Genomic DNA, 24,486 nt, shown 5'->3' with positions numbered 1-24,486 from the left:
AGCGGTGTGGTTCCTAGAGGCCAACGAAACGCGGCGTAGTGCAGGCCTGAGGCCTTTCGATGCAGCCTGCCCCGAGAAGGCGCATCGCGGTTCTCGATACGGAGCCGAATGGGCTGGCCGCTCGTCGCGGGAAACTGGCCGATGCCTTGGCAACTGCTCAGATTTTATCCAATTCCGTCTTTATCCAGTCATCCAGAGCGGGTATCATGCCCACCCTTTTTCGAACGCCCATGATCCGGCCCCACAACAGGGAACACCTATGTCGGCGGTACGCATCGGCCCTTACACACTGAACAACAATCTGATCCTTGCGCCCATGGCCGGGGTCACCGACCAGCCTTTCCGTACCCTTTGCCAGCACCTGGGCGCGGGGATGGTGGTGTCGGAGATGGTCACCAGCGACATGAGCCTGTGGAACAGCCGCAAGTCGCGTCTGCGCCGCATCCATGAAGGCGATCCCGAGCCGCGCTCGGTGCAGATCGCCGGTGGCGACGCGCAGATGCTGGCTGCGGCGGCCCGCGCCAACGTCGAGGCCGGTGCGCAGATCATCGACATCAACATGGGTTGCCCGGCGAAAAAAGTCTGCAACAAAGCTGCAGGCTCTGCTTTATTGAGAGATGAGGCGCTGGTCAGGGACATCCTCCACGCCGTGGTCGGCGCGGTGGACGTGCCGGTCACGCTGAAAATCCGCACGGGTTGGGACCGCGCGAACAAGAATGGCCTGAACGTGGCGAAGATCGCGGAGCAGGCAGGCATCCAGGCCCTGGCGGTGCATGGCCGTACCCGGGCCGACCTGTACACCGGCGAAGCCGAATACGACACCATCGCGGCCATCGCCCAGGCGGTGTCGATCCCGGTCTTCGCCAACGGCGACATCACCTCGCCCGAAAAAGCCCGCGATGTCTTGCAGGCCACTGGCGCCAGCGGGCTGTTGATCGGCCGCGCCGCCCAAGGGCGGCCGTGGATCTTTCGCGAGATCGCGCATTACCTGGAAACCGGCGAGCACCTGCCGGCCCCGGCGCTGGACGAAGTGGAACGCATCCTGCTGGAGCACCTGGCCGCGCTGCACGCCTTCTACGGCGAGGTGATGGGTGTACGTATCGCCCGCAAGCACGTTGGCTGGTACCTGGCGACACGACCCGGCGGCAAGGAATTTCGCACCCGGTTCAACGCGCTGCAAGACACGCAGGCCCAACGCGACGACATCGCCGCGTACTTCCAGGCGCGTCGAGAGCACCTTGGGACAGAGGACGGACGAGGGGTGGCCGCATGACGATGATGACCGAGACATTAGTGAGTGGAACAACGCCCGTGAGCGACAACGCCAACCTGAAACAGCACCTCAACACGCCGAGCGAAGAAGGCCAGACCCTTCGCGACAGCGTCGAAAAGGCGCTGCACAACTACTTCGCCCACCTCGAAGGCGCCACTGTCACGGACGTGTACAACCTGGTGCTTTCGGAGGTCGAGGCGCCGTTGCTGGAAAGTGTGATGAATTACGTCAAGGGCAACCAGACCAAGGCCAGCGAAATGCTCGGCCTCAACCGCGGTACCCTGCGCAAGAAGCTCAAGCAGTACGACCTGCTCTGATCCAGAATCCAACCCGAAAAGGCGGCTCCTGATAAGAGACGCCTTTTTTGCTGACTCCACCGCGTTATGGAATCCGAAATGACCGACCAGACTACCCGCCTGCCAATTCGCCGCGCCCTGATCAGTGTCTCCGACAAGACCGGGATCCTCGAATTTGCCCGTGAGCTGCAACAGCTCGGGGTCGAGATCCTGTCCACCGGCGGCACCTACAAGCTGCTCAAGGATAACGGCGTGAACGCGGTGGAAGTGGCCGACTACACGGGCTTCGCCGAAATGATGGACGGCCGGGTCAAGACCCTGCACCCCAAAATCCACGGCGGCATCCTGGGCCGTCGCGGCACCGACGACGCCATCATGGCCGAGCACGGCATCCAGCCGATCGACCTGGTAGCGGTGAACCTGTATCCGTTCGAAGCCACCATCGCCAAGCCCGGCTGCGACCTGCCGACCGCCATCGAGAACATCGACATCGGCGGGCCGACCATGGTCCGTTCGGCGGCGAAAAACCATAAAGACGTCGCCATCGTGGTCAACGCCAGCGACTACGCCAGCGTCCTCGACGGCCTCAAGGCCGGTGGCCTGACCTACGCCCAGCGCTTCGACCTGATGCTCAAGGCGTTCGAGCACACCGCCGCCTACGACGGCATGATCGCCAACTACCTGGGCACCATCGACCAGTCCCGCGACACCCTCGGCACCGAAGCGCGCAGCGCCTTCCCGCGCACCTTCAACAGCCAGTTCGTCAAGGCCCAGGAAATGCGCTACGGCGAGAACCCGCACCAGAGCGCGGCGTTCTACGTCGAAGCCAACAAGGGCGAGGCGAGCATCTCCACCGCCGTCCAGCTGCAAGGCAAGGAACTGTCGTTCAACAACGTGGCCGACACCGACGCCGCGCTGGAGTGCGTGAAGAGCTTCGTCAAACCGGCCTGCGTCATCGTCAAGCACGCCAACCCTTGTGGCGTGGCCGTGGTACCAGAGGAAGACGGCGGCATCCGCCAGGCCTACGAGCTGGCCTACGCCACCGACAGCGAGTCGGCCTTCGGCGGCATCATCGCCTTCAACCGCGAGCTGGACGGCGCCACGGCCCAAGCCATCGTCGAGCGTCAGTTCGTCGAAGTGATCATCGCGCCGAAAATCTCCCAGGCTGCCCGCGACGTCGTGGCCGCCAAGCAGAACGTGCGCCTGCTCGAATGCGGCGAGTGGCCGGCCGAGCGCGCCGCCGGTTGGGACTTCAAGCGGGTCAACGGGGGCCTGCTGGTGCAGAGCCGCGACAACGGCATGATCGGCGCCGACGACTTGAAGATCGTCACCAAGCGCGCCCCGACCGAACAGGAAATCCATGACCTGGTGTTCGCCTGGAAGGTGGCCAAGTTCGTCAAGTCCAACGCCATCGTCTACGCCAAGCAGCGCCAGACCATGGGTGTCGGCGCCGGCCAGATGAGCCGCGTCAACTCCGCGCGCATCGCCGCCATCAAGGCCGAACACGCCGGTCTGCAGGTGCAGGGCGCGGTCATGGCCTCAGACGCGTTCTTCCCGTTCCGCGACGGCATCGACAATGCCGCCAAAGTGGGCATCAGCGCGGTGATCCAGCCGGGCGGCTCGATGCGTGATGCCGAGGTGATCGCAGCGGCCGACGAGGCTGGCATTGCCATGGTCTTCACCAACATGCGCCACTTCCGCCATTGACATACGACAATCGGCCGCGCTGAGGCAGGCATCTGCTGCGTTGGGGCCGGTTTCGCTGATGCTCATTGCCAGGAGGCAACTCCGCTCAGCGAAACCGGCCCCGCCTTGCATCTACCTGCCTCATCGCGACCTTGTTCAGCGTGAGGCCCGTACTCACGCCTGACAGCATTCGAGGTTTTTGACATGAAGGTTTTGATTATTGGCAGCGGTGGGCGTGAGCACGCCCTGGCTTGGAAAGTCGCGCAGGACCCGCGCGTCGAGAAAGTCTTCGTCGCCCCCGGCAACGCCGGCACCGCCACCGAGGCCAAGTGCGAGAACGTCGCCATCGACGTCACCGCCATCGAACAGCTCGCGGACTTCGCCGAGCAGAACGTGCAATTGACCATCGTCGGCCCTGAAGCGCCGCTGGTCAAAGGCGTGGTCGACCTGTTCCGCAGCCGCAACCTGGACTGCTTCGGTCCCACCCAGGCCGCCGCGCAACTGGAAGGCTCCAAGGCCTTCGCCAAGGACTTCCTGGCCCGGCACAAGATCCCCACCGCCGAATACCGGAACTTCACCGAGATCGAGCCGGCCCTGGCCTACTTGCAAGAGAAAGGCGCGCCGATCGTCATCAAGGCCGATGGCCTGGCCGCAGGCAAAGGCGTGATCGTCGCCATGACCCTGCAGGAAGCCGAAGACGCGGTGCGCGACATGCTGGCCGGCAACGCGTTCGGCGATGCCGGATCGCGGGTGGTCATCGAAGAGTTCCTCGATGGCGAGGAAGCCAGCTTCATCGTCATGGTCGACGGCCACAACGTGCTGCCCATGGCCACCAGCCAAGACCACAAGCGTGTCGGCGACAAAGACACCGGCCCCAACACCGGCGGCATGGGGGCCTACTCCCCTGCCCCGGTGGTCACCGCCGAGGTGCACCAGCGGGTGATGGATCAGGTGATCTGGCCTACCGTGCGCGGCATGGCCGAGGAAGGCAACGTCTATACCGGTTTCCTGTACGCAGGGCTGATGATCGACAAGGCCGGCAACCCCAAGGTCATCGAATTCAACTGCCGCTTCGGTGACCCGGAAACCCAGCCGATCATGCTGCGCCTGGAGTCGAGCCTGGTGCTGCTGGTGGAAGCGGCGTTCGCCAAGGCGTTGGACAAGGTCGAAGCGCAGTGGAACCCGCAGCCGAGCCTGGGCGTGGTGCTGGCCGCCGGTGGCTATCCGGGCGACTACGCCAAGGGCCAGGTGATCGACGGCCTGGTGGCGGCGGCCAAGCTCGACGGCAAGGTGTTCCATGCCGGCACCGCCTTGAAAAACGGTGAGGTGGTGGCCAACGGCGGTCGCGTGTTGTGCGCCACGGCGTTGGGCCAGAGCGTTGCGCTGGCGCAGGAACAGGCCTATCGTCTGGCCGGACTGGTGAGCTGGGAGCAAAGCTTCTACCGTACCGACATCGGCTACCGCGCCATCGCCCGCGAACGCGGCGAGCACCACGACTGAGCCTGTGTACCGCGTCGCGCGGCCCTGTGGCTTGCGCGGCGCTCGACTGACCGAGCCTGCGCTGTCGGCCCTGTGTTCGTGCAGACGCGCCGCCAATAGTGGCCAATCGGCTAGGGTCTGTACGAAAAGTCTTGAGACGCCGGCCAGGCAAGGCCGATGGCGGCCCCGCGAAAACAGGTGGGGGCGCCTAGCCGAAAAAGCGGAGCGTACTGTAGTACGTGAGCATTTTGTCGGGGGCGCCCAGCCCGGGCTGGCGATCCAGTCTGTTTTCAACGCAGCATGGCCAAGTATCAAGGCTTTTCGTACAGAGCCTAGTGAGCTAAGAAGGGATTTCGTCTTGCGTCGGCTTCGGATCGCCATTGCCTTGATCGTCAGCCTGCTGACCGCGCTGTGCCTGCTTCCGGCCCTGGCCGAGGAACGCGAAGGCTGGTCGATGCTGCTCGATGAGCAGGCCAACCTGCAACTGAGCGACGTACGCTCGGCGCGCTACCTCAGCCAATTCAGCCCGCAGGCGCTCGACCAGCTCGACGCTGCCAGCCCCGATCAGGCGCTGTGGCTGCACTACCGCCTCGAACCCGGCGACCCGCAGCGTCTGCTGCGCCTGTTCGCTCCCGACCTTTCCCGCCTCGATCTGTATGCCCTGGACGGCGGCAAGATCGTGCGCCAATGGCATCATGGCGTGCAATTGGACGGCAGCAGTCCGACCCTGCGCGGCAGCGAGCACGTGCTGCCATTGCCCAGCAGCGAGCGCCCGCTGGAGGTGTACCTGCGGCTGGTGTCCGAGCATCAGTTGCGCCCTGCGATCAGCCTCGAATCGCCGGCCGAGGCAGCCTCCGACCAGCGCCTGCCGTTGCTTTTCGGCCTGTTGATCGGCGGCATGCTGATGCTGATCCTCGATAATCTGGCGCGTTTCGGCAAAACCCGCTCGACCACCGCGCTGGTGCTGGGCCTGTACCATGCGTTGATGCTGCTCAGCGCACTGATCCTGCTCAACCTCAGCGGCCCCTGGTGGCAGCTCTGGCACAGCGCCCAGACCCCGGCGGCCTACCTGACCCTGGTCCTGGCCGGCATGGCCGGGCTGTATTTCACCCTGCACTATTTCGCCGCCTGTGGCGCCCCACGGCTGCGCCGCGTGTTGCAGATCGTGATGGTGTCCACCGGCCTTGGCGGCTTGCTGCTGCTGTTCGTCGACACCCTGCCGTTGAGCCTGATCACCTACGCGCTGTCGATCCTCAGCAGTGCCACCATGCTGTCGGTCGGCCTATGGCACTGGCACCGCGGCTACGCGCCGGCGCGGCCATTCTGCCTGGCCATGCTGATCTTCAACGCGGGGGGCCTGGTGCTGCTGCCGGCCCTGCTCGGCCTGACCCGCACACCTACCCCCTGGCTGCTGTGCATGCTAATGGGCCTGGCGGTACTCAGCGGCCTGCTGCTCAACTTCGCCGTCAGCGAACGTCTGTGGCGGATCAGTGAGGAGCGCTTCCGTGCCAGCCGCGCCCTGGCCGCCAGCGATGCCGAGATCAACGCCAAGGCCGAGTTCCTGGCCAAGATCAGCCATGAAATCCGCACGCCCATGAATGGCGTGCTGGGCATGACCGAATTGCTGCTCGGGACGCCGTTGTCGGTCAAACAACGCGATTACGTGCAGACCATCCACAGCGCCGGCAACGAACTGCTGACCCTGATCAACGAGATTCTCGACCTGTCCCGGCTCGAATCACGGCAGATCGAGCTGGACGATGTGCAGTTCGACCTCAACGCCCTGGTCGAAGACTGCCTGAACATTTTCCGCGGCAAAGCCGAGCAGCAGAACATCGAGCTGATCAGCTTCGTCCATCCGCACGTGCCGCAGGTGGTCAGTGGCGATCCGACGCGGCTGCGTCAGGCCTTGTCGAGCCTGCTGGAAAATGCCGTGAAGAACACCGTGCAGGGCGAGGTGTTGCTGGTCGTCGCGCTCGACCAGCGCAGCGAGCGGCCGCGTCTGCGCATCACCGTGCAGGACAGCGGCGAACCGATGCCGCGCCCTGAGCGCGAAGCCTTGCTGCAGGCCGAGTTGCACAGCCATCAGTTCCTCTCCAGCAACAAACTCGGGGGCCACCTGGGGCTGGTCATCGCCAAACAGTTGATCGGCCTGATGCAGGGCGAGTTCGGCATCAAGACCAGCACTGGGGTCGGCAACAACCTGTGGCTGACCCTGCCGCTGGACCCGGCGCGTCTGGAGCAGCCCACCACCGACCTCGACGGCCCGCTGCGCGACGCCCGCGTGCTGGTAGTGGACGACAACGACACGTGCCGCAAGGTGTTGGTGCAGCAGTGCACCGCCTGGGGCATGAACGTCAGCGCGGTGCCTTCGGGCAAGGAAGCACTGGCGCTGCTGCGCACCAAGGCGCACCTGCGCGACTACTTCGATGTGGTCCTGCTCGACCAGAACATGCCTGGCATGACCGGCATGCAACTGGCCACCAAGATCAAGGAAGATCCGAGCCTGAACCACGACATCCTCGTGGTGATGCTGACCGGCATCAGCAACGCACCGAGCAAGGTCATCGCGCGCAATGCGGGGATCAAGCGCATTCTCGCCAAGCCCGTGGCCGGCTATACGCTCAAGACCACACTGGCCGAGGAGCTGGCCCAGCGTGGCCGCGAGCAGTACGGATCACCGCCGACGCCCGGACCTGCGGCGGCGCTGGTGCTGCCGAGCGACTTCCGCATTCTGGTCGCCGAAGACAACAGCATTTCCACCAAGGTGATCCGCGGCATGTTGGGCAAGCTCAACCTGGAGCCGGACACCGCCAGCAACGGCGATGAAGCGCTACAGGCGATGAAGTCGCAGCGCTATGACCTGGTGCTGATGGATTGTGAAATGCCGGTGCTCGACGGTTTTTCCGCCACCGAACGGCTGCGCGAATGGGAAACCGCCCATGGGCATGCCCGTACGCCGGTGGTGGCGCTGACCGCGCACATCCTCAGCGAGCACAAGGAGCGGGCGAAGGCGGCGGGCATGGACGGGCACATGGCCAAGCCTGTGGAACTCTCGCAACTGCGCGAGTTGATCCAGCGCTGGGCCGGACAAAGACCGCCGCCCGCCGGCGGCGCCTAGGCTCTGTCTGAAAAGTTCTGAGACGAAGGCCAGGCAAGGCCGAAGGCGGCCCCGCCAAGGTGGCCCCGCGAAAACCGGCGAGGAACGGCCGGGGTCGCGTCCGACTGTACTGGAGTACATGAGCATTCCGACGGGGCCGGCCTTCCGGCCGGTTTTCAACGCAGCATGGACGAGTATCAGGACTTTTCAGACAGAGCCTAGGCCGCCGGGCGAAACGCTGGGCATTGGCGACAGGCCAGGCAGTGGGTCAGGCGGAAGGACTGAGGCGCAATTCGTGAATTTGCCGAGTTTGCTGGGCGGCCAGAGACCTGGCCACTTTCGCCCGGTACTCCTGGTCGAACACGCGCACGTCGAAGCGTACCAGCTCGGCCTTGACGCGGGTGTCACGCCGCTCGCGAAAGAGAAAACCGGCCGTTCTGTGCTGCGCCGTCAGTGTCTCGTGGTACAGCACCATGTCGATGCGCCCGTCGCTGCTCGGCCCGCAAGGCAATAAACGGAAACTGCCGTGCTCGATGGCACTGCGCTCGAACTGCAGCAGCGTCGGCGGTGCGTCGTGCAGCCCGGTATAGGCCAGGCGCATGGTTTCGACGTGCCGCTCGCCTGCCGCCTCACCGATCACCTGCAAGGCCTTGTCGCGTATCCGCGCGCGTTGCTCGTCGGGCCAGTGCACCTGCTGGGCGGTGAGCGCATCCCAACCGTAGAACTTCAACTGCCTGCGGTAGTAATCGTACCAATCCGTGACCAGCCCTTCCTTGTACACCTGCGCCGTAGTCAGCTCGGCCATCAATAGCGCCAGCATGATCGACTCGCGTTGCGCTCGGTCGATTTGCGGCATGAAGGAAACGACACTGCTACCGACCACGGCAGCTCCTGGAGTATTCATGTGCACCTCCGGCGCAGCACACGGGGTGCTGCGTCGCTTGACGATGGAATGGACGATGCCTGGGTCGGATACGCCGCCTTCGGCTGGCGTACCCGGGGCGCTGGGTCAGGGCAGTTTGATGGCGAGCACGCCTTCGGTGGCGTGGGCGCCCAGCTTGTTGAGGATTTCTTCGCGCACGTTGGCGTAGACAGCGCTGTTGAACGTCAACACTGCAGTGCCCTTGTAGAACTCGTTTCCTTCGATGTGGACATTGATGCTCAGTACGTCGAGGTCATTGTCCGGGGTCTTGGCGTCCACGGCACTGACCACCATGTGCAGCAAACCTTCGGACTCGACGCACCCGACGATGCCGGTCAGGCCGTGCAAGGTGTTCTTTTTCTTGGAGAGGAACACCTCGACGTCCTTGGTCATGGCTTCCAAGCCACTGAAAGCTCGCTCGGCCAGGGCACCCAAGGCTTGGCCGATCGGACCGCCCAGTGCCGCGCGGCCCACTGCGCCAAAGACGTTCAGCGCTACCGAGCCTACGGTGATGCTGGTGCTCGAAGCGGTCTGCTTGTCATAGGAGCGCTCTTGCACGCTCCAACCGCACGTGCGCAGCACTTCCACCATACGGTCGAACCACTGCTCGCGCTCATCCTTGCGGCTGAACTCGACGCTGGCCGCCAGGGCCGCGAACTGGAAGCTGTTCTGCGCATCCAGCCGATTCTGTGTCGACATACCGGCACGGTAGGTGGTGACGACGGTATCGACCAAGGCTGCCGAATCTTCGCTGATAGGGGTTTGGGACGTATCGCTCATAGCTGGTTTCCTCAAGTAAGCCCGTCCGTTGTGACGGGGGGCTCACTCTAGAAAAGCCGGCGCGAAGATGGCGGCTCGAAACGTTTCCCTCACTCAGGCGGCGCGGGGTACCAGCGCGGGGTGTACACCCACTGGCTGCCGTCGGCGCGGGGGAAGGTGCAGGTGGTCGAAGAGCCGACCAGGACCATGGTGCGCATGTCGACCATCTCGGGCGTCAATTGCCCCAGGCTCACCACCTTGAGGGTGGCGCCGGGCCGGCCGACGTCGCGCCCCAGCACCACGGGCGTCTCGCACGCGCGGTGCCGGCGCACCACCTCCAGCGCCCGTCCCAGCTGATGCGGGCGGGACTTGGAGATCGGGTTGTAGAAGGCCAGCACCAGGTCGGCCCGGGCAGCGAGGTCGAGACGGGTCTCGATGATCGACCAGGGCTTGAGGTTGTCCGACAGCGACATCACGCAGAAGTCGTGGCCCAATGGCGCGCCGGCCCAGGCCGCCGTGGCCAGCGACGCCGAAACGCCGGGCAGGATCTCCAGCTCGACCCGGTGCCAGCTCGGTTCGTTCGAAGCATGCAGCGCTTCGAGCACCGCGGCGGCCATGGCGAACACCCCCGGATCGCCCGAAGACACCACCACCACCGAGCGGCCCTGGGCGGCCAGCTCGAACGCATGCCCGGCACGTTGCAGCTCTTCGCGGTTGTCGGTGCAGTGCAGGCGCTGGTCGTCGCGAAACGGGCCGGCCATGCGCACGTAGGTTTCGTAGCCGAGCACGTCCTGGGCGACGGCCAGGGCCTGCTTCACCGCCGGCACCATCAACTGCGCGGCACCTGGGCCGAGGCCCACCACCGACAGGCGACCGCGCCGTGTGCCGATCCGCTCGGGCGAAAGTGGCGCCGGGGCCACGACCACCTGCAGCGCTCCGATCCGCTGGCGGGTGGCTTCGGGCAGCGTGCTGGCCAACCATCGCTCCAGGCCGTCGGCGCCTGCGGCAAAGCGCAGCGGCACCTGCAAGGCGTCGGCGGCGGCGTGCAGCGCCGGGTCGGCCATCTGCGCGTCGGCCGCCAGCAGACACGCCAGGGCAGGCTCTGCAACGCCTGCCAGGTGCAAGGCGTTGCGTACTTGCCCGGTCAAGTCGACGGTGTCGGCACCGATCGCTACCAGCACGCAGCGGCTATGGATCGACAGTTCGTCGCGGCTGCTCGGCCGCGCCTGCCAACCGACGTGCAAAGTGCGCTGCCCCTGTTCGCTGTACGGAAGCTGCGCGGCATCGAGCCAAGGCGCCTGGCCCTCGATGCGCAGTCGCTCACCGGCGAGCAGATCGGAGACGAAGCGTTTGCCCTGCTCCAGATCGGCGAGCACATAGCCCGCCGGTGGGTTGAGCAGGCAGGTGCCGAAACGCAGCTCGCCGCTGGTGGTGATCGCCGCCTGCACCTGCAGGTGCGCGGCCAGCTCGCGGGCCATGCGGTTGACGCCGCTCAGACCGCCGAGCAAAGGCACCACCGCGCTGCCGTCTTCGGCCAAGGCCAGCACGGGTGGCTCGGCCTCTTTTTCGCCGAGCACCCCAGCCAGGCTGCGGATGACGATGCCGGCGGCACACAAGGCCAGGATCGGCGTGCCCTGCCGGTACAGCGCGCGCAGGTGCTCGCCGAACGATTCGAACGACTGATCGACATCGTCCACCCGTCCCTGCAAGCCGTGGATCGACGCGTGTGGATAACAGGCCTGCACACGGCGTGCGGTAGCCAGGCTGCCCGGTCCGAGCACGACGATGGCCGGTGCACTGAGGTTCAACCCTGCCATTTTTCCCCCGGCACGATGATCAGCGAGAAATACGGCGAGGACTGTGGATCGACCTCGGCCAGCGGCACGATGCGCTGGTTGCCCATGGTCGCCCGCTCGACGTACAACGCGCGGCCGTCCAGGCCCAGTTCCACCAGCACTTCACGCACTTTCGGCAGGTTGCGGCCCAGCTTCATGATCACCGCCGCATCGGCGTCGGCCAGGCGCCGCTTGAGGTCCTCGGCCGGCAACACGCCGGAGAGCACCGACAGGCTCTGGTTGCGGTACACCAGCGGCGCGCCGAGCACCGAGGCGCCGCCGAGCATCGAGCACACGCCCGGAATCACCTGCGCCTCGTAGCGCTCGGCCAGGCGGTCGTGCAGGTACATGTAGGAGCCGTAGAAGAACGGGTCGCCTTCGCAGATCACCGCCACGTCGCGGCCGGCATCCAGGTGCGCGGCGACCTGCAGGCTGGCTTCGTCGTAGAAGTCGCTGATGATCTGTTCGTAGGACAACGGCGCCGGCAGCGCTTCCGTCGTCACTGGGTACACCAGCGGCAGCAAGATCTGCTGCTCCTGCAAGTGTCCTTCGATGATGCCGAAAGCGTTGCCGCGCTTGCCCTTGGCGACGAAGTACGCCACCACGGGCGCCTCGCGCAGCAGGCGCAGGGCCTTGACGGTGATCAGTTCCGGGTCGCCCGGCCCGACGCCCAGGCCCAGCAAGCGTCCTCGCGTCTGCATCATTCCACCTCCGTGGCCAGGGCGTTGACCGCGGCCGCCGCCATGGCGCTGCCGCCCAGCCGCCCTTGCATGATCACGAACGGCACGCCGCGGCTGTCGGCGGCGAGCATGGCCTTGGACTCCGCCGCGCCGACGAAACCGACCGGGAAGCCCAGGATCAGCGCGGGCTTGGGCGCGCCGGCGTCGAGCATCTCCAGCAGGTAGAACAACGCGGTGGGCGCATTGCCGATCACCACCACGGCGCCCTCCAGGTGCGGCCGCCACAGCTCCAGCGCCACCGCCGAACGGGTGTTGCCGGCGGTCTTGGCCAGGTCCGGCACGCTGGGGTCGCGCAGGGTACAGATGACCGGGTTGCTGGCCGGCAGGCGCGCACGGGTGATGCCTTCGGCGACCATGTGCGCGTCGCACAGGATCGGCGCTCCGGCCAACAGCGCCTCGCGCCCGGCGCGGCCGGCACCTTCGGAGAATTGCAGGCCGTCGATGGCTTCGACCATGCCGCAGGCGTGGATGACCCGCACGGCGAGCTTTTCCAGGTCGGCGGGGATGCGCTCCAGGCGGGCTTCCTCACGGATGATGCGGAAGGAATTGCGATAGATCTCCTGACCGTCGCGGATGTAGTCAATCATCAAGGTGCTCCGTCTGCAGGGCGAGCAAGGCGCCTGCGTCTTTCAAGGTAAGGTCGGACCCGCGCAGCAGGCCGAAGCCCGGCACATGCGGGTCGCGCAAGTAGAGGTCGTAGCGGCCCGGTGCGCGGGCCAGCAAGGTCGCCGGCGCCACGTGGGCGGCGGCGCAGGTGCGGGGGCAGCCGCTCAGGTGCACGCTGGCCGGCGTACCGGGGCCGATGACGTCCGCCAGGGCGCGGGCGTCGGCCTTGGTGTCGGCCAGGGCCTTGGCACAGCCGTTGCTGCCGGTACAGGCGATCAGGCGCGCCAACGGCTGGTCGTCGGCGCAGAGCAGGCCCAGCGCGGCCAAGCGGGCCAGGGCGGCGGGCTGCCGCGCCTCGTCGAGATTGGGCAGCACCAGGCTCTGCCACGGGCTCAGGCGCAGGCTGCCGTCACCCCACTCGCGGGCGATGCGGGCGGCGCCGCGCAGCATCGCCGGGTTAAGCCGGCCCAGTGGCGGGGCGACGCCCAGGGCGCTGCCGCTCGACTGCGCCAGCCTGCCCAACCAGCTCACGGGGGGGCGCGCGCGGCGCCAGCCCAGCACGGCGGGGTCGCGGCGCAGGTCGAGGTCGAGGCCCCGCACGAAGGTGTCTGCGGGTATGTCCTCGAGCACTTGGCGCATACGCGACTGGTCGGTGCGGGCGTGCGTCAGGAAACCTTCGAGGACCGCGCGCACCACATCCAAGCCCCGTTCCCGGCGAACGGCGCCGAGCACGGTACCGGTCGCCGGCGAGCTCGCCAGGCCGAAGCCCAGCCAGGGCTCGCCGTCGAGCGTCAGCGCCGACAACCACAGGTCGTGGGGGTGGTCGAGCATCGCCAATGCCTCGCCGCCGTCCAGCTGCACGGCGAATTTGGCCGACAGCTGGTGGAACGCCGGGGTGTTTTCCAGCAGCGCGAGGATCTGCGCGGCCAAGGGTCGGGTGTCCACCACGCGCTGCGGATCGAGGCCGGCCAGCGGGCTGAGCATCAGGTTGCGCACGTCGTCGCCGGCCGCTTCGCGGGGACCGAGGCCAGCGTCGAGCAAGTGCTGGATCAGGGCCGAGTGCTGGTTGCCGATGCCGCGGATCTGCAGGTTGGCGCGGTTGGTCGCCTCGATCACCCCACCGGCATAGCGCTCGGCGGCCTCGGCCAGCGCTTCGGCCTGGGCAGCCGACAGCGCGCCGCCGGGCAGCTTGATGCGGCAGATGCCGCCGTCACGGGCGGCAACGATGCGCCACAACCCGGGGCAAGCCGAGGGGCGAGGCGAAATGTCGAGGGGCTGGGCCTGCTTCAAGGGGGTATCCGGCAATCGTCAAAGAGCGCTTCGGGGGAGAAGGCGCGGTATTATGCCTGCTTTGTCCGGCGGCATGAAAAGCCGGTGGTCGAGGGCCGTCGTCGGCGCGCCCGGCAATGATGGCGCACAGACACTTCAGAGGACCCCATGACACCCTGGCTGACAGTAGTAGGCATCGGCGAAGACGGTTTCAGCGGCCTGGGCAAACAGGCCCGCCGCGCGCTGCTCGGTGCCCGGCAGATTTTCGGCGGCCCGCGCCAACTGGCGCTGCTGCCGCGCTGCGTGACCGGCCAGCAGGTACCGTGGACCAGCCCGTTTTCCCTGGCGCCGGTGCTGGCGCAGCGCGGCGAGCCGGTGTGCGTGCTGGCCAGCGGCGACCCGATGTTCTATGGCGTCGGCGCGAGCCTGGCGCGCCAGGTGCCTGCCGACGAGCTGCACGTGCTGTCGATGCCCTCCTCCTGCGCCCTGGCCGCAGCGCGCCTGGGTTGGCCATTGCAGGAGGTGCAGGTGCTGTCGGTGGTGGCGCGCCCCCTGAGCGCGCTCAACGCGCACCTGTACAGCGGCGTGCGCCTGCTGGTGTTGAGCAACGACGGCGACAGCCCGGCGGCGCTGGCCGCGCTACTGACCGAACGCGGCTTCGGCCCGAGCCGTTTGCAGGTCTTCGAACACCTGGGCGGCGCTGAAGAGCGCTGCCTGCGCGGTCGGGCCGACGCCTGGCCCCACGGTCCGCTGGCGCCGCTCAACCTGGTGGCCATCGAATGCCTGGCCGGGCCTCAGGCCGTGCCCCTGTCGCCCCTGGCCGGCCTGCCCGACCATGCCTTTCGCCACGACGGCCAACTGACCAAGCGCGATGTGCGCGCCATGACCCTGGCGCGTCTGGCGCCGCGCCCGGGCGAGCTGCTGTGGGACGTCGGCGCCGGTTGCGGCTCGATCGGCATCGAGTGGATGCGCGCCCACCCCAGCTGCCGCGCCCTGGCGATCGAGGCCGACGAAGGGCGCCAGGCGTTCATCGAGTTCAACCGCGAAGCGCTCGGCGTACCCGGCCTGCACCTGATACGCGGCAAAGCACCCGACGCTCTGCACGGTCTGGAAACCCCGGATGCGCTGTTCATCGGCGGCGGCGTCACCCGCGCAGGCGTGCTGGAGCGCTGCTGGGCGGCGCTGCGCCCGGGCGGACGGCTGGTGGCCAATGCCGTGACCCTGCAAAGCGAACTGGCCCTGGCGCACTTTCGCGAGCGCCACGGCGGCGACCTGACCCGCCTGCACGTGGCCCAGGCGCAGCCCCTGGGGAGCTTCGACACCTGGCGCCAAGCGTTGCCGATCACCCTGCTCGACGTGGTCAAGCCCGTCGATGCGTGAAGAGACCCGTGAGGCCCCTGCCCCTCTGCGCAGCGGCTTGACCACCGGCAGTTGCGCCACCGCCACGAGCCTGGCCGCCGCGCGCCTGCTGCTCAGTGGCCAGGACTGCGATGCCGTGCACATCACCCTGCCCAAGGGCAAAGTGGTGCAGATGCGCCTGGAGTTCTGCCGTGTTCGAGGCGAAATGGCCGAAGCCGGCACGCTCAAGGACGCCGGCGACGACCCGGACGTGACCCATGGCGCCCTGCTCTACAGCCAGGTGCGCCTGCTCGATGCGCCCGGCGTGCGCTTCGTCGCCGGCGAAGGGGTCGGCACGGTGACCCGCCCCGGCCTGGTGCTGGCGGTCGGGGAACCTGCGATCAACCCGGTGCCGCGGCGCATGATCAGCGAGCACTTGGCGCAACTGGCACACGAATCGGGCTTCGCCGGCGGTTTCGAGGTCACGGTGAACGTGCGCGACGGCGCGCAACTGGCGCTCAAGACCATGAACCCGCGCCTGGGCATTCTCGGCGGCCTGTCGATCCTGGGCACCAGCGGCATCGTCCGGCCGTTTTCCTGCGCCGCCTACATCGCCTCCATCCAGCAGGGCATCGACGTCGCCCACAGCAATGGCTACACGCACATCGCCGCCTGCACCGGCAACGCCAGCGAGGACACCATGCGCCGGGTCTACGATCTGCCCGACATCGCCCTGATCGAGATGGGCGACTTCGTCGGCGCGGTGCTCAAGCACCTGCGCCGGGTGCCCATGGCGCGCCTGACCCTGTGCGGCGGCTTCGGCAAGATCAGCAAGCTGGCCGCCGGGCACATGGACCTGCACAGCCGCCATTCCAGCATCGACCTGCCGCAACTGGCCGGCTGGGCCGCCGACCTCGGCGCCGACGCCGCGCTGCAACAGGCCATCCTGGGCGCCAACACCAGTCAGCAAGCCTTGGCCTTGAGCCATGCGGCGGGCATCGGTCTGGGCGATGCGGTGTGCGCCCATGCCTTGGCCTTCGCCCGCAGCGTGGTGCCGGCCCAGGTGCAGGTGGAGGTGTTCGCCATCGACCGCCAGGGCGGCATCGTCGGCACGGCGGGGCGCCCATGAGCGAACGCATCCTGTTGTTGGGGGGCGTCAGCGAAGCGCTGGCCATCGCCCGGCGCCTGGGCCCGGAGCACGTCTACAGCCTGGCCGGCATCGGCCGCGTACCGCACGACCTGAACTGCCAGGTGCGTGTGGGCGGCTATGGCGGTGCCGAGGGGCTGGCGGGCTACCTGCGCGAGGCGGGCATCACGCTGTTGATCGACGCCACCCACCCCTACGCTGCGCAGATCAGCGCCAACGCCGTGCAGGCCGCGCGCAGCGCCGGCGTGGTCTGCTGGGCACTGCGTCGGCCGGCGTGGCAGCCTCGGCCTGGTGACGATTGGCGCGAGGTCGCCGACTGGCCCGAGCTGATCGACGCCCTCGCGCCTTTCGCGCGGCCTTTGTTCACCTTGGGCCGCGAGCCGCTGGCGCACCTGGACGAAATTCCTGCGCGGCAATTCTGGACCCTGCGCGCCCTCGATGCCTGCCCCGGCAACGCGCGCTGCGAGGTGATCGGCGCGCGTGGTCCCTTCTTGCTGGCCGAAGAGCGCAGGCTGTTCGCCACGCGGCGGATCGATGTGCTGGTGAGCAAGAACAGCGGCAGCGTCGCCACCGAGCCCAAGCTGGAGGTGGCGCGCGAGCGTGGCATTCCAGTACTGGTGCTCAAGCGCCCACCGTTGCCGGCGGTGGACCGTGAATTTTTCCAAGTGGCATCGCTGCTGGCCGCGCTGCCGCCTTCGAGCGTTGTGGGTAACTAATCGGGTTGGCCTGCGCTGCAGGCCATCGCGGCTAATCGGAACGCCGAACCGGCCGCTCCAACACGGATACGCGTATTTCCTGAGCGTGCAGGCCTGTTGGAGCGGCCGGGCAGCGCGACGACGGGGCACCACTGCGGCACATCACCGCACCCGGCGATATTTCCCTATACTGCGCCGTACAATACGCCGCTGATTCCTGACCGGATCTCTCCATGCCCCCACGTCGCCACATCGCCTGGATCGCCTGCCTGGCAGTGCTGTTCAATATGCTGGCCATGCCGCTGTCCGCCGCCACGCCCAAGGGCGCGGCGGATCAGTTGCTGTGGGGTGCGTTCTGTTCCAGCGGCGGCAAGGCGCTGGTCGAAGTGCAAGGGCTGGCCAGGATCGACCTTGGCCAGCCCCACGACGAACATTCCAACATGCAGCACTGCTGGTGCTGTTCGGGCGCGGCGCCCCTGTTGGCCTTGGGCGGCCAGCCGCTGCAAGTGCGCCATCCGCCGCAGCGCCTCCTCGGCGCGCTCGACGAACACCCCATCTATCGATCCACACCGCGCCAGCTCTGGCCCGGCATCAATCCCCGCGCCTCCCCCGTCGCTTGAGTGCTCCAGCGCCACCTGCCTGAACCTCAATCGATCGGAGCTTCACCATGCTCAAGCAAGCCCTCGTCGTGGCCGCCCTGCTGCTGCCCGGCGCATTCGCCAGTGCCCATGAATACACCGTCGGCGACCTGCACATCGCCCATCCCTGGTCCCTGGCCCTGCCGCCCAACGCGCCGAACGTGGCGGCCTATTTCGTGGTGCACAACAACGGCAAGCGCGACGACCGGCTGCTGTCGGTGGACACACCCGTCGGCCGCCAAGCGCAGTTGCATGAGCACGTGCAGTCGGGCAGCGGCGCGATGCGCATGCAACAGGTCGCAAGCGTCGCCGTGCCGGCCGGCCAGGACCTGGTGTTCGCCCCCAGCGCCTACCACGTGATGATCCTGCAACCCAGCGACCGCAGCCTGCTGGTCGCCGGCCAGCGCTTCCCGCTGACGTTGCACTTCGAGCGCGCCGGGGACATCACCGTGCAAGTCGCCGTGCAGCAGCAGGCGCCGGCCACGCAACAAGGCCACGACCACGCCCACTGACCGCTAGCTCACGTCCTCCATGAGCCTTTTGCGCCACAGGCCCCGCCGCACCACCCGCCCTGCCCGCAGGCGCGTCGGTGGCAGCTGGCTGAGCCTGTTCGCCATGTGGATGATCTTCATCGGCCCGCTGGTTTCCCAGTCGATGCCGATGAACCATCACGCCGGCATGGCCATGCCGATGCCGGCGCACATGGCCATGGACATGCCCGCGGCCGGGCAAGTCGCCATGGCCGAGCATGGCACCCATGCGGGCCACGGTACGGGCAACGACGGCCACCTGCACGTGCTGTGGGAGCAGTGCGGCTATTGCAGCCTGCTGTTCAACTGCCCGGCCCTGCCGCAGACCCTCAGCCCCCTCACCTTCGGCCACACACCCGCGCCCCTGCATGTGGCAGCGCCCGTACGCAGTGGGCATGGCCGTCAGGCCGTATTCCCCGGCGCACGCAGCCGCGCGCCGCCCAGCCTGTCGATCGTCTGACGCCTCTACCGCCGAAGCCCTGTGCTTCGCGCCCACTCCTGACCGATCGACTGGAATCCTTATGTCTGGCTGTATCCCCGTTTCCGCATTGTCCCTGCGCGGCAGCATCGCCCTGCTCTGTGGCTCGCTCATCGCACCCATGGCCCTGGCCGCCGACCTCGCGCCCGCTCCATCGGCCGCCGACAGCGAGTTGAGCCCCACGGTCATCACCGCCGTGGCGCCCAGTTCGCCGCTGACCGTCACCACCAACCCCAAGGACCCTCGCCAACCGGTGCCGGCCAGCGACGGCGCCGACTACCTGAAAACCATCCCCGGCTTCTCCGCCATCCGCGCCGGCGGCACCAACGGCGACCCGGTGCTGCGCGGCATGTTCGGCTCGCGCCTGAACATCCTCACCAACGGCGGCCTGATGCTCGGCGCCTGCCCCAACCGTATGGACGCGCCTACGTCGTACATCGCCCCGGAAACCTACGACCGCCTGACCGTCATCAAAGGCCCGCAAAGCGTGCTCTGGGGCCCGGGCGGCTCGGCCGGCACGGTGTTGTTCGAGCGCGAACCGGAACATTTCGGCACCCTCGGCAGCCGCGTCGATGCCAGCCTGCTGGTCGGCTCCAACGGCCGTTTCGACAAAGTGCTGGATGCCGCCGCCGGCAACAGCGAAGGCTACGCGCGCTTCGTCGGCAACCAGTCGCGTGCCGGCGACTACGACGACGGCCACGGCGACCGTGTGCCATCGCGCTGGGACAAATGGAACGGCGATGTCGCCCTGGGCTGGACGCCCGACGCCGACACCCTGCTGGAGCTGACCGCCGGCAAGGGCGATGGCGAATCGCGCTACGCCGGGCGCGGCATGGACGGCTCGCAGTTCAAGCGCGAGAGCCTGGGCCTGCGTTTCGAGAAATCCAACCTCGGCGAAGTGCTGGACAAGCTTGAGGCGCAGGCTTACTACAACTACGCCGATCATGTGATGGACAACTACAGCCTGCGCCGCCCCTCGGGGAGCGGCATGATGGGCATGCCCATGGTCAGCAACGTCGACCGCCGTACCTTGGGTGGTCGGGTCAAGGCCACCTGGCGCTGGGAAGACGTGCAACTGATCGGTGGCCTGGACGCGCAGACCAACGAGCACCGAAAGCGTGGCGGCATGGGCGTCGATGCGCACAAGGGCCAGCCTTGGACCAAGGACGCCGACTTTCACGACTACGGTGCCTTCGGCGAGCTGACCTGGTACGCCAGCGGCGGCGACCGGCTGATCGGTGGCGCGCGTCTGGACCGCGCCTCGGCCAAGGACTATCGCCAGGGCCTGGCCACCCATGGCGACACCCGCGCCGACACCCTGCCCAGCGGCTTCGTGCGCTACGAGCACGACCTGACCGCGCTGAACGCCACCACCTACATCGGCCTGGGCCACGCCCAGCGTTTCCCGGACTACTGGGAACTGTTTTCGCCGAAAACGGGCCCGATGGGCTCGGTCAACGCTTTCGATGCCATCAAGCCCGAGAGGACCACGCAACTCGATGTCGGCATCCAGTACCGCGACGAGCGCCTGGAGGCCTGGGCATCCGCTTATGCAGGTCAGGTGCGCGACTTCATCCTGTTCGACTATGCCGGCGCCATGATGGGCGCCAGCCAGGCGCGCAACATCGACGCCCGCATCATGGGCGGCGAGCTGGGCGCGGCCTACGCCCTGACCGAGCACTGGAAAGCCGATGCCACCCTGGCCTACGCCTGGGGCAAGAACAGCAGCGACGGCCGCGCGCTGCCACAGATGCCGCCCCTGGAAAGCCGCCTGGGCCTGACCTACAGCCGCGACCGCTGGAGCGTCGGCAGCCTCTGGCGCCTGGCCTCGGCGCAGCACCGTGTGGCACTCAACCAAGGCAACGTGGTGGGCAAGGACTACGACCAAAGCGCAGGTTTCGGCGTGTTCTCGTTGAACGGCGCCTACAAGGTCAACGCCAACCTCAAGCTCAGCGCGGGGGTGGACAATCTGTTCGACAAAGCCTACTCCGAGCACTTGAACCTGGCCGGCAACGCCGGCTTCGGCTACCCGGCGCTGGACCCGCAAGCGGTCAACGAACCGGGACGAACGCTGTGGACCAAGGTCGATATCAGCTTCTGACGGTGCTCGCTTCGGTCGACCATGACCCAATGGGCGCGGCCTGAGCCGCGTCCTCTACCGATGGGTTGGGATAGGCATGGAACGCGATGCGCCAAGACCCTGGAAAAACCCCAGCGCCCGCGCGGACCGCTCCACTGTCCCAATGCCATCGATCACGTGACCGGGCCGCTGTGCGGCCCATCGTGGCTGAACCGCGCCCACGGACGGGCGCCATTTCCTGGGAGCGGCCGGTCCGGCGCTCCGATCAGCCGCGATGGGCCGCAAGGCAGCCCCACTGATTACGAATGCTTAGCCGACGGGCATCCACCCATGCCCGTCCTTGGAGGTTCTCTTGCGTGCACCCCGTACATCGTTCTATTCCCTGGCCTGGCGCTGGCATTTCTACGCCGGGCTGTTCGTCGCGCCCTTCATGATCCTGTTGGCGCTGACCGGCATCGTCTACCTGTTCAAACCCCAGCTCGACCCGTTGATGTACCGCTCTCTGCTGGTGGTGCAGGCCGAGCATCACCGCCAGGACGCCGACCGCTTGCTGGCCGCCGTGCAGCAGGCCTACCCCAAGGCCCATGTCGCCCAATACCTGCCGCCTGCGGCCGCCGACCGCAGCGCGCAATTCGTGGTGCACGATGCCGGCCGCGAGCTGAACGTGTTCGTCGACCCCTACCGCGCCGCGGTGCTGGGCGAGCAGGACGGCAAGCGCAACCTGCAGGCCATCGCCCGGGCGCTGCACAGCGAATTGATGATCGGCACCTTGGGTGACCGCTTGATCGAAATGGCCGCAGGCTGGGGCATCGTGCTGGTGGTCTCCGGTCTGTACCTGTGGTGGCCGCGCGGGCGGCGTGGCGGCGTACTGTGGCTGCGCAAGACCGCCACTGGGCGCCTGTGGTGGCGCGACCTGCACGCGGTCAGCGGCTTCTGGGGCGCCGGCCTGCTGCTGGTGATGCTGCTCAGCGGCATGACCTGGACCGGGTTCTGGGGCAAGCAGTACGCCGAGCTGTGGAACCGCTTTCCCGCCGCGATGTGGACCGACGTGCCGCAGTCCACCCGCCAGGCCGGCGAGCTGAACCAGGCCCACCGCCAGACCGTGCCCTGGGCGGTGGAAAACACCCCCATGCCGCAATCGGGCGCCCACGCCGAACATGCCGGCCACCACATGACGTCCAGCGGGCCCGCCGCGCCGCAGGTCAGCCTGCAGCAGGTCGAGGACATCGCCACGGCCAGACGTGTGGCGCCCGGCTACAGCATCACCTTGCCCACCGGCGCGGAAGGCGTGTTCACCGTCTCGGTGTTCGCCGACGACCCACGCAACGACGCCACCCTGCATGTCGATCAATACGACGGCCGCGTCCTGGCCGAGGTCGGCTGGCGCGATTACAACACCGCCGCCCGTGCCACGGAGCTGGGCGTGAAGCTGCACGAAGGCATGATGTTCGGCGCGGCCAACCAGATCATCGTGCTGCTGGTGTGCCTGATGATCCTGCTGGGCTCGGTCAGCGGCCTGGTGATGTGGTGGAAGCGTCGACCCGCTGGCGGCCTGGGCGTGCCGCCACTGCGCCACGACCTGCCGCGCTGGAAGGCCGCGGTGGCGGTGATGCTGGTGCTGGGCGTGATGTTTCCGCTGGTGGGGGTGTCGATGCTGGTGTTGTGGGTTGTGGATAACCTGGTGGTGCGCCGGCAGCGTCTGACGGGTTAGAGCAAATCCATCGTCACCTGGGGTCCAGTCGGTACGTTTCGAGAGCACTGACAGCTGTGCGAATGCAGTTCCCACAGTGTGATTCACCCATTGGACTCAGGGGTAGACTCCAAGGCCGCTGGCACGGCCATCGCGGCTGATCGGAGCACCGAACCGGCTGCTCCGACAGGGGCGTGTATTCATCAAGCAGTGCACTGACCTGTAGGAGCGGCTTTAGCCGCGATGGCCGGCAACGCCGGCCCACACCAGCCACTGCGATTCCTCTGTAGAAATGCACTACTTGAACTGGGCCGGCGTTGCCGGCCCAACCCAACCACCACCCACTGGACAGGAAAAGCGGCTGCAACCCACACCTGCACCGCTTCCCTCGTGTCGATCTGTCGCGCTACGCCAGGTGGAGGCCATGGTAGCCTACGCGGCTACGTCTCTTCAGAAGACGGCCTTCTAATGGAATGCAGACCATGACCCGGACTACCCAAGCTGCGCCCGATGACCAGCACCTGCAACGCAACCTGACCAACCGCCACATCCAGCTCATCGCCATTGGCGGTGCCATCGGCACCGGCCTGTTCATGGGCTCGGGCAAGACCATCAGCCTCGCTGGCCCGTCGATCATCTTCGTCTACATGATCATCGGCTTCATGCTGTTCTTCGTCATGCGGGCGATGGGCGAGCTGCTGCTGTCGAACCTCCAGTACAAATCCTTCATCGACTTTTCCGCCGACCTGCTCGGTCCCTGGGCCGGTTACTTCACCGGCTGGACCTACTGGTTCTGCTGGGTGATCACCGGCATCGCCGACGTCATCGCCATCGCCGCCTACTCGCAGTTCTGGTTTCCCGACCTGCCGCAGTGGATACCGGCGCTGACCTGCGTGGCGGTGCTGCTGTCGCTGAACCTGGTGACGGTGAAGATGTTCGGCGAAACCGAATTCTGGTTCGCCATGATCAAGATCGTCGCCATCCTCGGCCTGGTCGCCACCGGCCTATACATGGTGGTCACCGGCTTCGAGTCGCCCAGCGGGCGCACCGCGCAACTGGCCAACCTGTGGAACGACGAGGGCATGTTCCCCCATGGCCTGATGGGCTTCTTCGCCGGTTTCCAGATCGCTGTGTTCGCCTTCGTCGGCATCGAGCTGGTGGGCACTACCGCCGCCGAAGCGAAGAACCCCGAGCGCACCCTGCCGCGGGCGATCAACTCGATTCCGATCCGCATCATCGTGTTCTACGTGCTGGCGCTGATCGCCATCATGGCCGTGACGCCGTGGCGCGATGTGGTGCCGGGCAAGAGTCCGTTCGTCGAGCTGTTCGTGCTGGCCGGCCTGCCGGCGGCGGCGAGCATCATCAACTTCGTGGTGCTGACCTCGGCGGCCTCTTCGGCCAACAGCGGCGTGTTCTCCACCAGCCGCATGCTCTACGGCCTGGCCCAGGAAGGCGACGCGCCGAAAGCCTTCGAAAAGCTGTCGCGCCGCGCGGTACCGGCCAACGGCCTGCTGTTCTCGTGCCTGTGCCTGATGCTGGGCGCGGTGATGATCTACCTGGTGCCTGACGTGGTCGAGGCCTTCACCCTGGTCACCACCGTGTCGGCGGTGCTGTTCATGTTCGTCTGGACGCTGATCCTGCTGTCGTACCTGACCTACCGCAAACGCCGCGCGGCCCTGCACCTGGCGTCGAAGTACAAGATGCCGGGCGGCCGCGTGATGTGCTACGTGTGCCTGGCGTTCTTCGCCTTCATTCTGGTGCTGCTGAGCCTGGAAGCCGACACCCGCTCGGCGCTGGTGGTGACGCCGATCTGGTTCGTGGTGTTGGCGGTGACGTATCGATTCGTGCGTAGCAAACGGCAATTGCGCCGCTGAGCGCAGGGCGATGATGGGCGTTCCTCAAGCATGAGGAGCGTCCGCGACTCA

20 protein-coding genes are annotated in these 24,486 nt (G+C 67.0%); 14 read left to right on the top strand and 6 right to left on the bottom strand.

Annotated elements, in window-relative coordinates:
• Positions 1–259: 259 nt before the first annotated feature.
• The 5 genes from dusB (at position 260) to AA0Z93_RS10145 (ending at position 7,855) form a co-directional block, all read left to right on the top strand.
• On the top strand, positions 260–1,273 hold the full coding sequence (dusB, locus tag AA0Z93_RS10165) for a tRNA dihydrouridine synthase DusB (RefSeq protein ID WP_413045434.1): 1,014 nt from the start codon (positions 260–262) through the stop codon (positions 1,271–1,273).
• A complete protein-coding gene (gene fis, locus AA0Z93_RS10160) occupies positions 1,270–1,590 on the top strand; it encodes a DNA-binding transcriptional regulator Fis (protein ID WP_008093076.1) in 321 nt (106 codons plus the stop codon). Before dusB ends, fis begins: the two co-directional genes overlap by 4 nt.
• Before the next feature lie 78 nt (positions 1,591–1,668).
• Positions 1,669–3,276: a bifunctional phosphoribosylaminoimidazolecarboxamide formyltransferase/IMP cyclohydrolase gene (gene purH / locus AA0Z93_RS10155; protein WP_413045435.1), complete on the top strand. Its 1,608-nt coding sequence runs from the start codon at positions 1,669–1,671 to the stop codon at positions 3,274–3,276.
• 183 nt (positions 3,277–3,459) lie between these two features.
• Positions 3,460–4,755, top strand: coding sequence for a phosphoribosylamine--glycine ligase (gene purD / locus AA0Z93_RS10150; protein ID WP_413045436.1), 1,296 nt, complete (start codon positions 3,460–3,462; stop codon positions 4,753–4,755).
• Positions 4,756–5,092: 337 nt separating this feature from the next.
• Positions 5,093–7,855, top strand: a complete 2,763-nt coding sequence (locus AA0Z93_RS10145) for a response regulator (protein WP_413045437.1) — start codon at positions 5,093–5,095, stop codon at positions 7,853–7,855.
• Positions 7,856–8,102: 247 nt separating this feature from the next.
• Here the strand turns inward: AA0Z93_RS10145 and AA0Z93_RS10140 are convergent, their stop codons facing one another.
• From AA0Z93_RS10140 to cobG, 6 genes are all read right to left on the bottom strand, one after another.
• A complete protein-coding gene (locus AA0Z93_RS10140) occupies positions 8,103–8,738 on the bottom strand; it encodes a hypothetical protein (RefSeq protein WP_413045438.1) in 636 nt (211 codons plus the stop codon).
• A gap of 105 nt (positions 8,739–8,843) precedes the next feature.
• The gene (locus AA0Z93_RS10135; RefSeq protein WP_413045439.1) at positions 8,844–9,536 is read right to left on the bottom strand and encodes a hypothetical protein; all 693 of its coding nucleotides are present in this window, start codon (positions 9,534–9,536) and stop codon (positions 8,844–8,846) included.
• Positions 9,537–9,625: 89 nt separating this feature from the next.
• Positions 9,626–11,332, bottom strand: a complete 1,707-nt coding sequence (gene cobJ / locus AA0Z93_RS10130; protein ID WP_413045440.1) for a precorrin-3B C(17)-methyltransferase — start codon at positions 11,330–11,332, stop codon at positions 9,626–9,628.
• Entirely contained in the window at positions 11,320–12,054 is a 735-nt protein-coding gene (locus AA0Z93_RS10125; RefSeq protein ID WP_413045441.1) for a precorrin-2 C(20)-methyltransferase, read from the bottom strand. The genes cobJ and AA0Z93_RS10125 overlap by 13 nt, the downstream gene beginning before the upstream one ends.
• Complete coding sequence (locus tag AA0Z93_RS10120) at positions 12,051–12,677, bottom strand: precorrin-8X methylmutase (protein ID WP_413045442.1); 627 nt, start codon at positions 12,675–12,677, stop codon at positions 12,051–12,053. The genes AA0Z93_RS10125 and AA0Z93_RS10120 overlap by 4 nt, the downstream gene beginning before the upstream one ends.
• On the bottom strand, positions 12,670–14,001 hold the full coding sequence (gene cobG, locus AA0Z93_RS10115) for a precorrin-3B synthase (RefSeq protein WP_413045443.1): 1,332 nt from the start codon (positions 13,999–14,001) through the stop codon (positions 12,670–12,672). The genes AA0Z93_RS10120 and cobG overlap by 8 nt, the downstream gene beginning before the upstream one ends.
• Positions 14,002–14,133: 132 nt before the next feature.
• On the opposite strand from cobG, the gene cbiE reads away from it, so the two are divergent.
• The 9 genes from cbiE to cycA all read left to right on the top strand — a co-directional run bounded on the left by cbiE (position 14,134) and on the right by cycA (position 24,435).
• Positions 14,134–15,345, top strand: coding sequence for a precorrin-6y C5,15-methyltransferase (decarboxylating) subunit CbiE (gene cbiE, locus AA0Z93_RS10110; protein WP_413045444.1), 1,212 nt, complete (start codon positions 14,134–14,136; stop codon positions 15,343–15,345).
• Positions 15,338–16,432, top strand: coding sequence for a cobalt-precorrin-5B (C(1))-methyltransferase (locus AA0Z93_RS10105; RefSeq protein WP_413045445.1), 1,095 nt, complete (start codon positions 15,338–15,340; stop codon positions 16,430–16,432). The genes cbiE and AA0Z93_RS10105 overlap by 8 nt, the downstream gene beginning before the upstream one ends.
• Positions 16,429–17,166 carry a cobalt-precorrin-6A reductase gene (locus AA0Z93_RS10100; protein ID WP_413045446.1) on the top strand — a complete coding sequence of 246 codons (738 nt, stop codon included), beginning with the start codon at positions 16,429–16,431 and terminating at the stop codon, positions 17,164–17,166. Before AA0Z93_RS10105 ends, AA0Z93_RS10100 begins: the two co-directional genes overlap by 4 nt.
• 212 nt (positions 17,167–17,378) lie before the next feature.
• Positions 17,379–17,765 carry a DUF2946 domain-containing protein gene (locus AA0Z93_RS10095; protein WP_413045447.1) on the top strand — a complete coding sequence of 129 codons (387 nt, stop codon included), beginning with the start codon at positions 17,379–17,381 and terminating at the stop codon, positions 17,763–17,765.
• A gap of 47 nt (positions 17,766–17,812) precedes the next feature.
• Positions 17,813–18,295: a copper chaperone PCu(A)C gene (locus AA0Z93_RS10090; protein ID WP_413045448.1), complete on the top strand. Its 483-nt coding sequence runs from the start codon at positions 17,813–17,815 to the stop codon at positions 18,293–18,295.
• 19 nt (positions 18,296–18,314) lie between these two features.
• Complete coding sequence (locus tag AA0Z93_RS10085) at positions 18,315–18,773, top strand: DUF2946 domain-containing protein (protein ID WP_413045449.1); 459 nt, start codon at positions 18,315–18,317, stop codon at positions 18,771–18,773.
• A gap of 61 nt (positions 18,774–18,834) precedes the next feature.
• Positions 18,835–20,892: a TonB-dependent copper receptor gene (locus AA0Z93_RS10080; RefSeq protein ID WP_413045450.1), complete on the top strand. Its 2,058-nt coding sequence runs from the start codon at positions 18,835–18,837 to the stop codon at positions 20,890–20,892.
• A 331-nt stretch (positions 20,893–21,223) separates the two neighbouring features.
• Positions 21,224–22,582 carry a PepSY-associated TM helix domain-containing protein gene (locus AA0Z93_RS10075; protein WP_413045451.1) on the top strand — a complete coding sequence of 453 codons (1,359 nt, stop codon included), beginning with the start codon at positions 21,224–21,226 and terminating at the stop codon, positions 22,580–22,582.
• Positions 22,583–23,043: 461 nt separating this feature from the next.
• A complete protein-coding gene (gene cycA, locus AA0Z93_RS10070) occupies positions 23,044–24,435 on the top strand; it encodes a D-serine/D-alanine/glycine transporter (protein WP_413045452.1) in 1,392 nt (463 codons plus the stop codon).
• Positions 24,436–24,486 lie beyond the last annotated feature (51 nt).

Origin of the sequence: Pseudomonas phoenicis (assembly GCF_047302395.1) — a bacterium.
Taxonomy (GTDB): domain Bacteria; phylum Pseudomonadota; class Gammaproteobacteria; order Pseudomonadales; family Pseudomonadaceae; genus Aquipseudomonas.
This window is presented reverse-complemented; position numbering and strand designations above follow the sequence as displayed.

Coding starts and splice junctions, on each gene's coding strand:
- AA0Z93_RS10125 (WP_413045441.1), bottom strand. CDS start 12,054: ATGATGCAGACGCGAGGACGCTTGCTGGGCCTGGGCGTCGGGCCGGGC.
- purH (WP_413045435.1), top strand. CDS start 1,669: ATGACCGACCAGACTACCCGCCTGCCAATTCGCCGCGCCCTGATCAGT.
- AA0Z93_RS10095 (WP_413045447.1), top strand. CDS start 17,379: ATGCCCCCACGTCGCCACATCGCCTGGATCGCCTGCCTGGCAGTGCTG.
- dusB (WP_413045434.1), top strand. CDS start 260: ATGTCGGCGGTACGCATCGGCCCTTACACACTGAACAACAATCTGATC.
- cobJ (WP_413045440.1), bottom strand. CDS start 11,332: ATGGCAGGGTTGAACCTCAGTGCACCGGCCATCGTCGTGCTCGGACCG.
- AA0Z93_RS10140 (WP_413045438.1), bottom strand. CDS start 8,738: ATGAATACTCCAGGAGCTGCCGTGGTCGGTAGCAGTGTCGTTTCCTTC.
- AA0Z93_RS10120 (WP_413045442.1), bottom strand. CDS start 12,677: ATGATTGACTACATCCGCGACGGTCAGGAGATCTATCGCAATTCCTTC.
- purD (WP_413045436.1), top strand. CDS start 3,460: ATGAAGGTTTTGATTATTGGCAGCGGTGGGCGTGAGCACGCCCTGGCT.
- AA0Z93_RS10080 (WP_413045450.1), top strand. CDS start 18,835: ATGTCTGGCTGTATCCCCGTTTCCGCATTGTCCCTGCGCGGCAGCATC.
- cbiE (WP_413045444.1), top strand. CDS start 14,134: ATGACACCCTGGCTGACAGTAGTAGGCATCGGCGAAGACGGTTTCAGC.
- AA0Z93_RS10135 (WP_413045439.1), bottom strand. CDS start 9,536: ATGAGCGATACGTCCCAAACCCCTATCAGCGAAGATTCGGCAGCCTTG.
- AA0Z93_RS10105 (WP_413045445.1), top strand. CDS start 15,338: ATGCGTGAAGAGACCCGTGAGGCCCCTGCCCCTCTGCGCAGCGGCTTG.
- fis (WP_008093076.1), top strand. CDS start 1,270: ATGACGATGATGACCGAGACATTAGTGAGTGGAACAACGCCCGTGAGC.
- AA0Z93_RS10090 (WP_413045448.1), top strand. CDS start 17,813: ATGCTCAAGCAAGCCCTCGTCGTGGCCGCCCTGCTGCTGCCCGGCGCA.
- AA0Z93_RS10085 (WP_413045449.1), top strand. CDS start 18,315: ATGAGCCTTTTGCGCCACAGGCCCCGCCGCACCACCCGCCCTGCCCGC.
- AA0Z93_RS10100 (WP_413045446.1), top strand. CDS start 16,429: ATGAGCGAACGCATCCTGTTGTTGGGGGGCGTCAGCGAAGCGCTGGCC.
- cycA (WP_413045452.1), top strand. CDS start 23,044: ATGACCCGGACTACCCAAGCTGCGCCCGATGACCAGCACCTGCAACGC.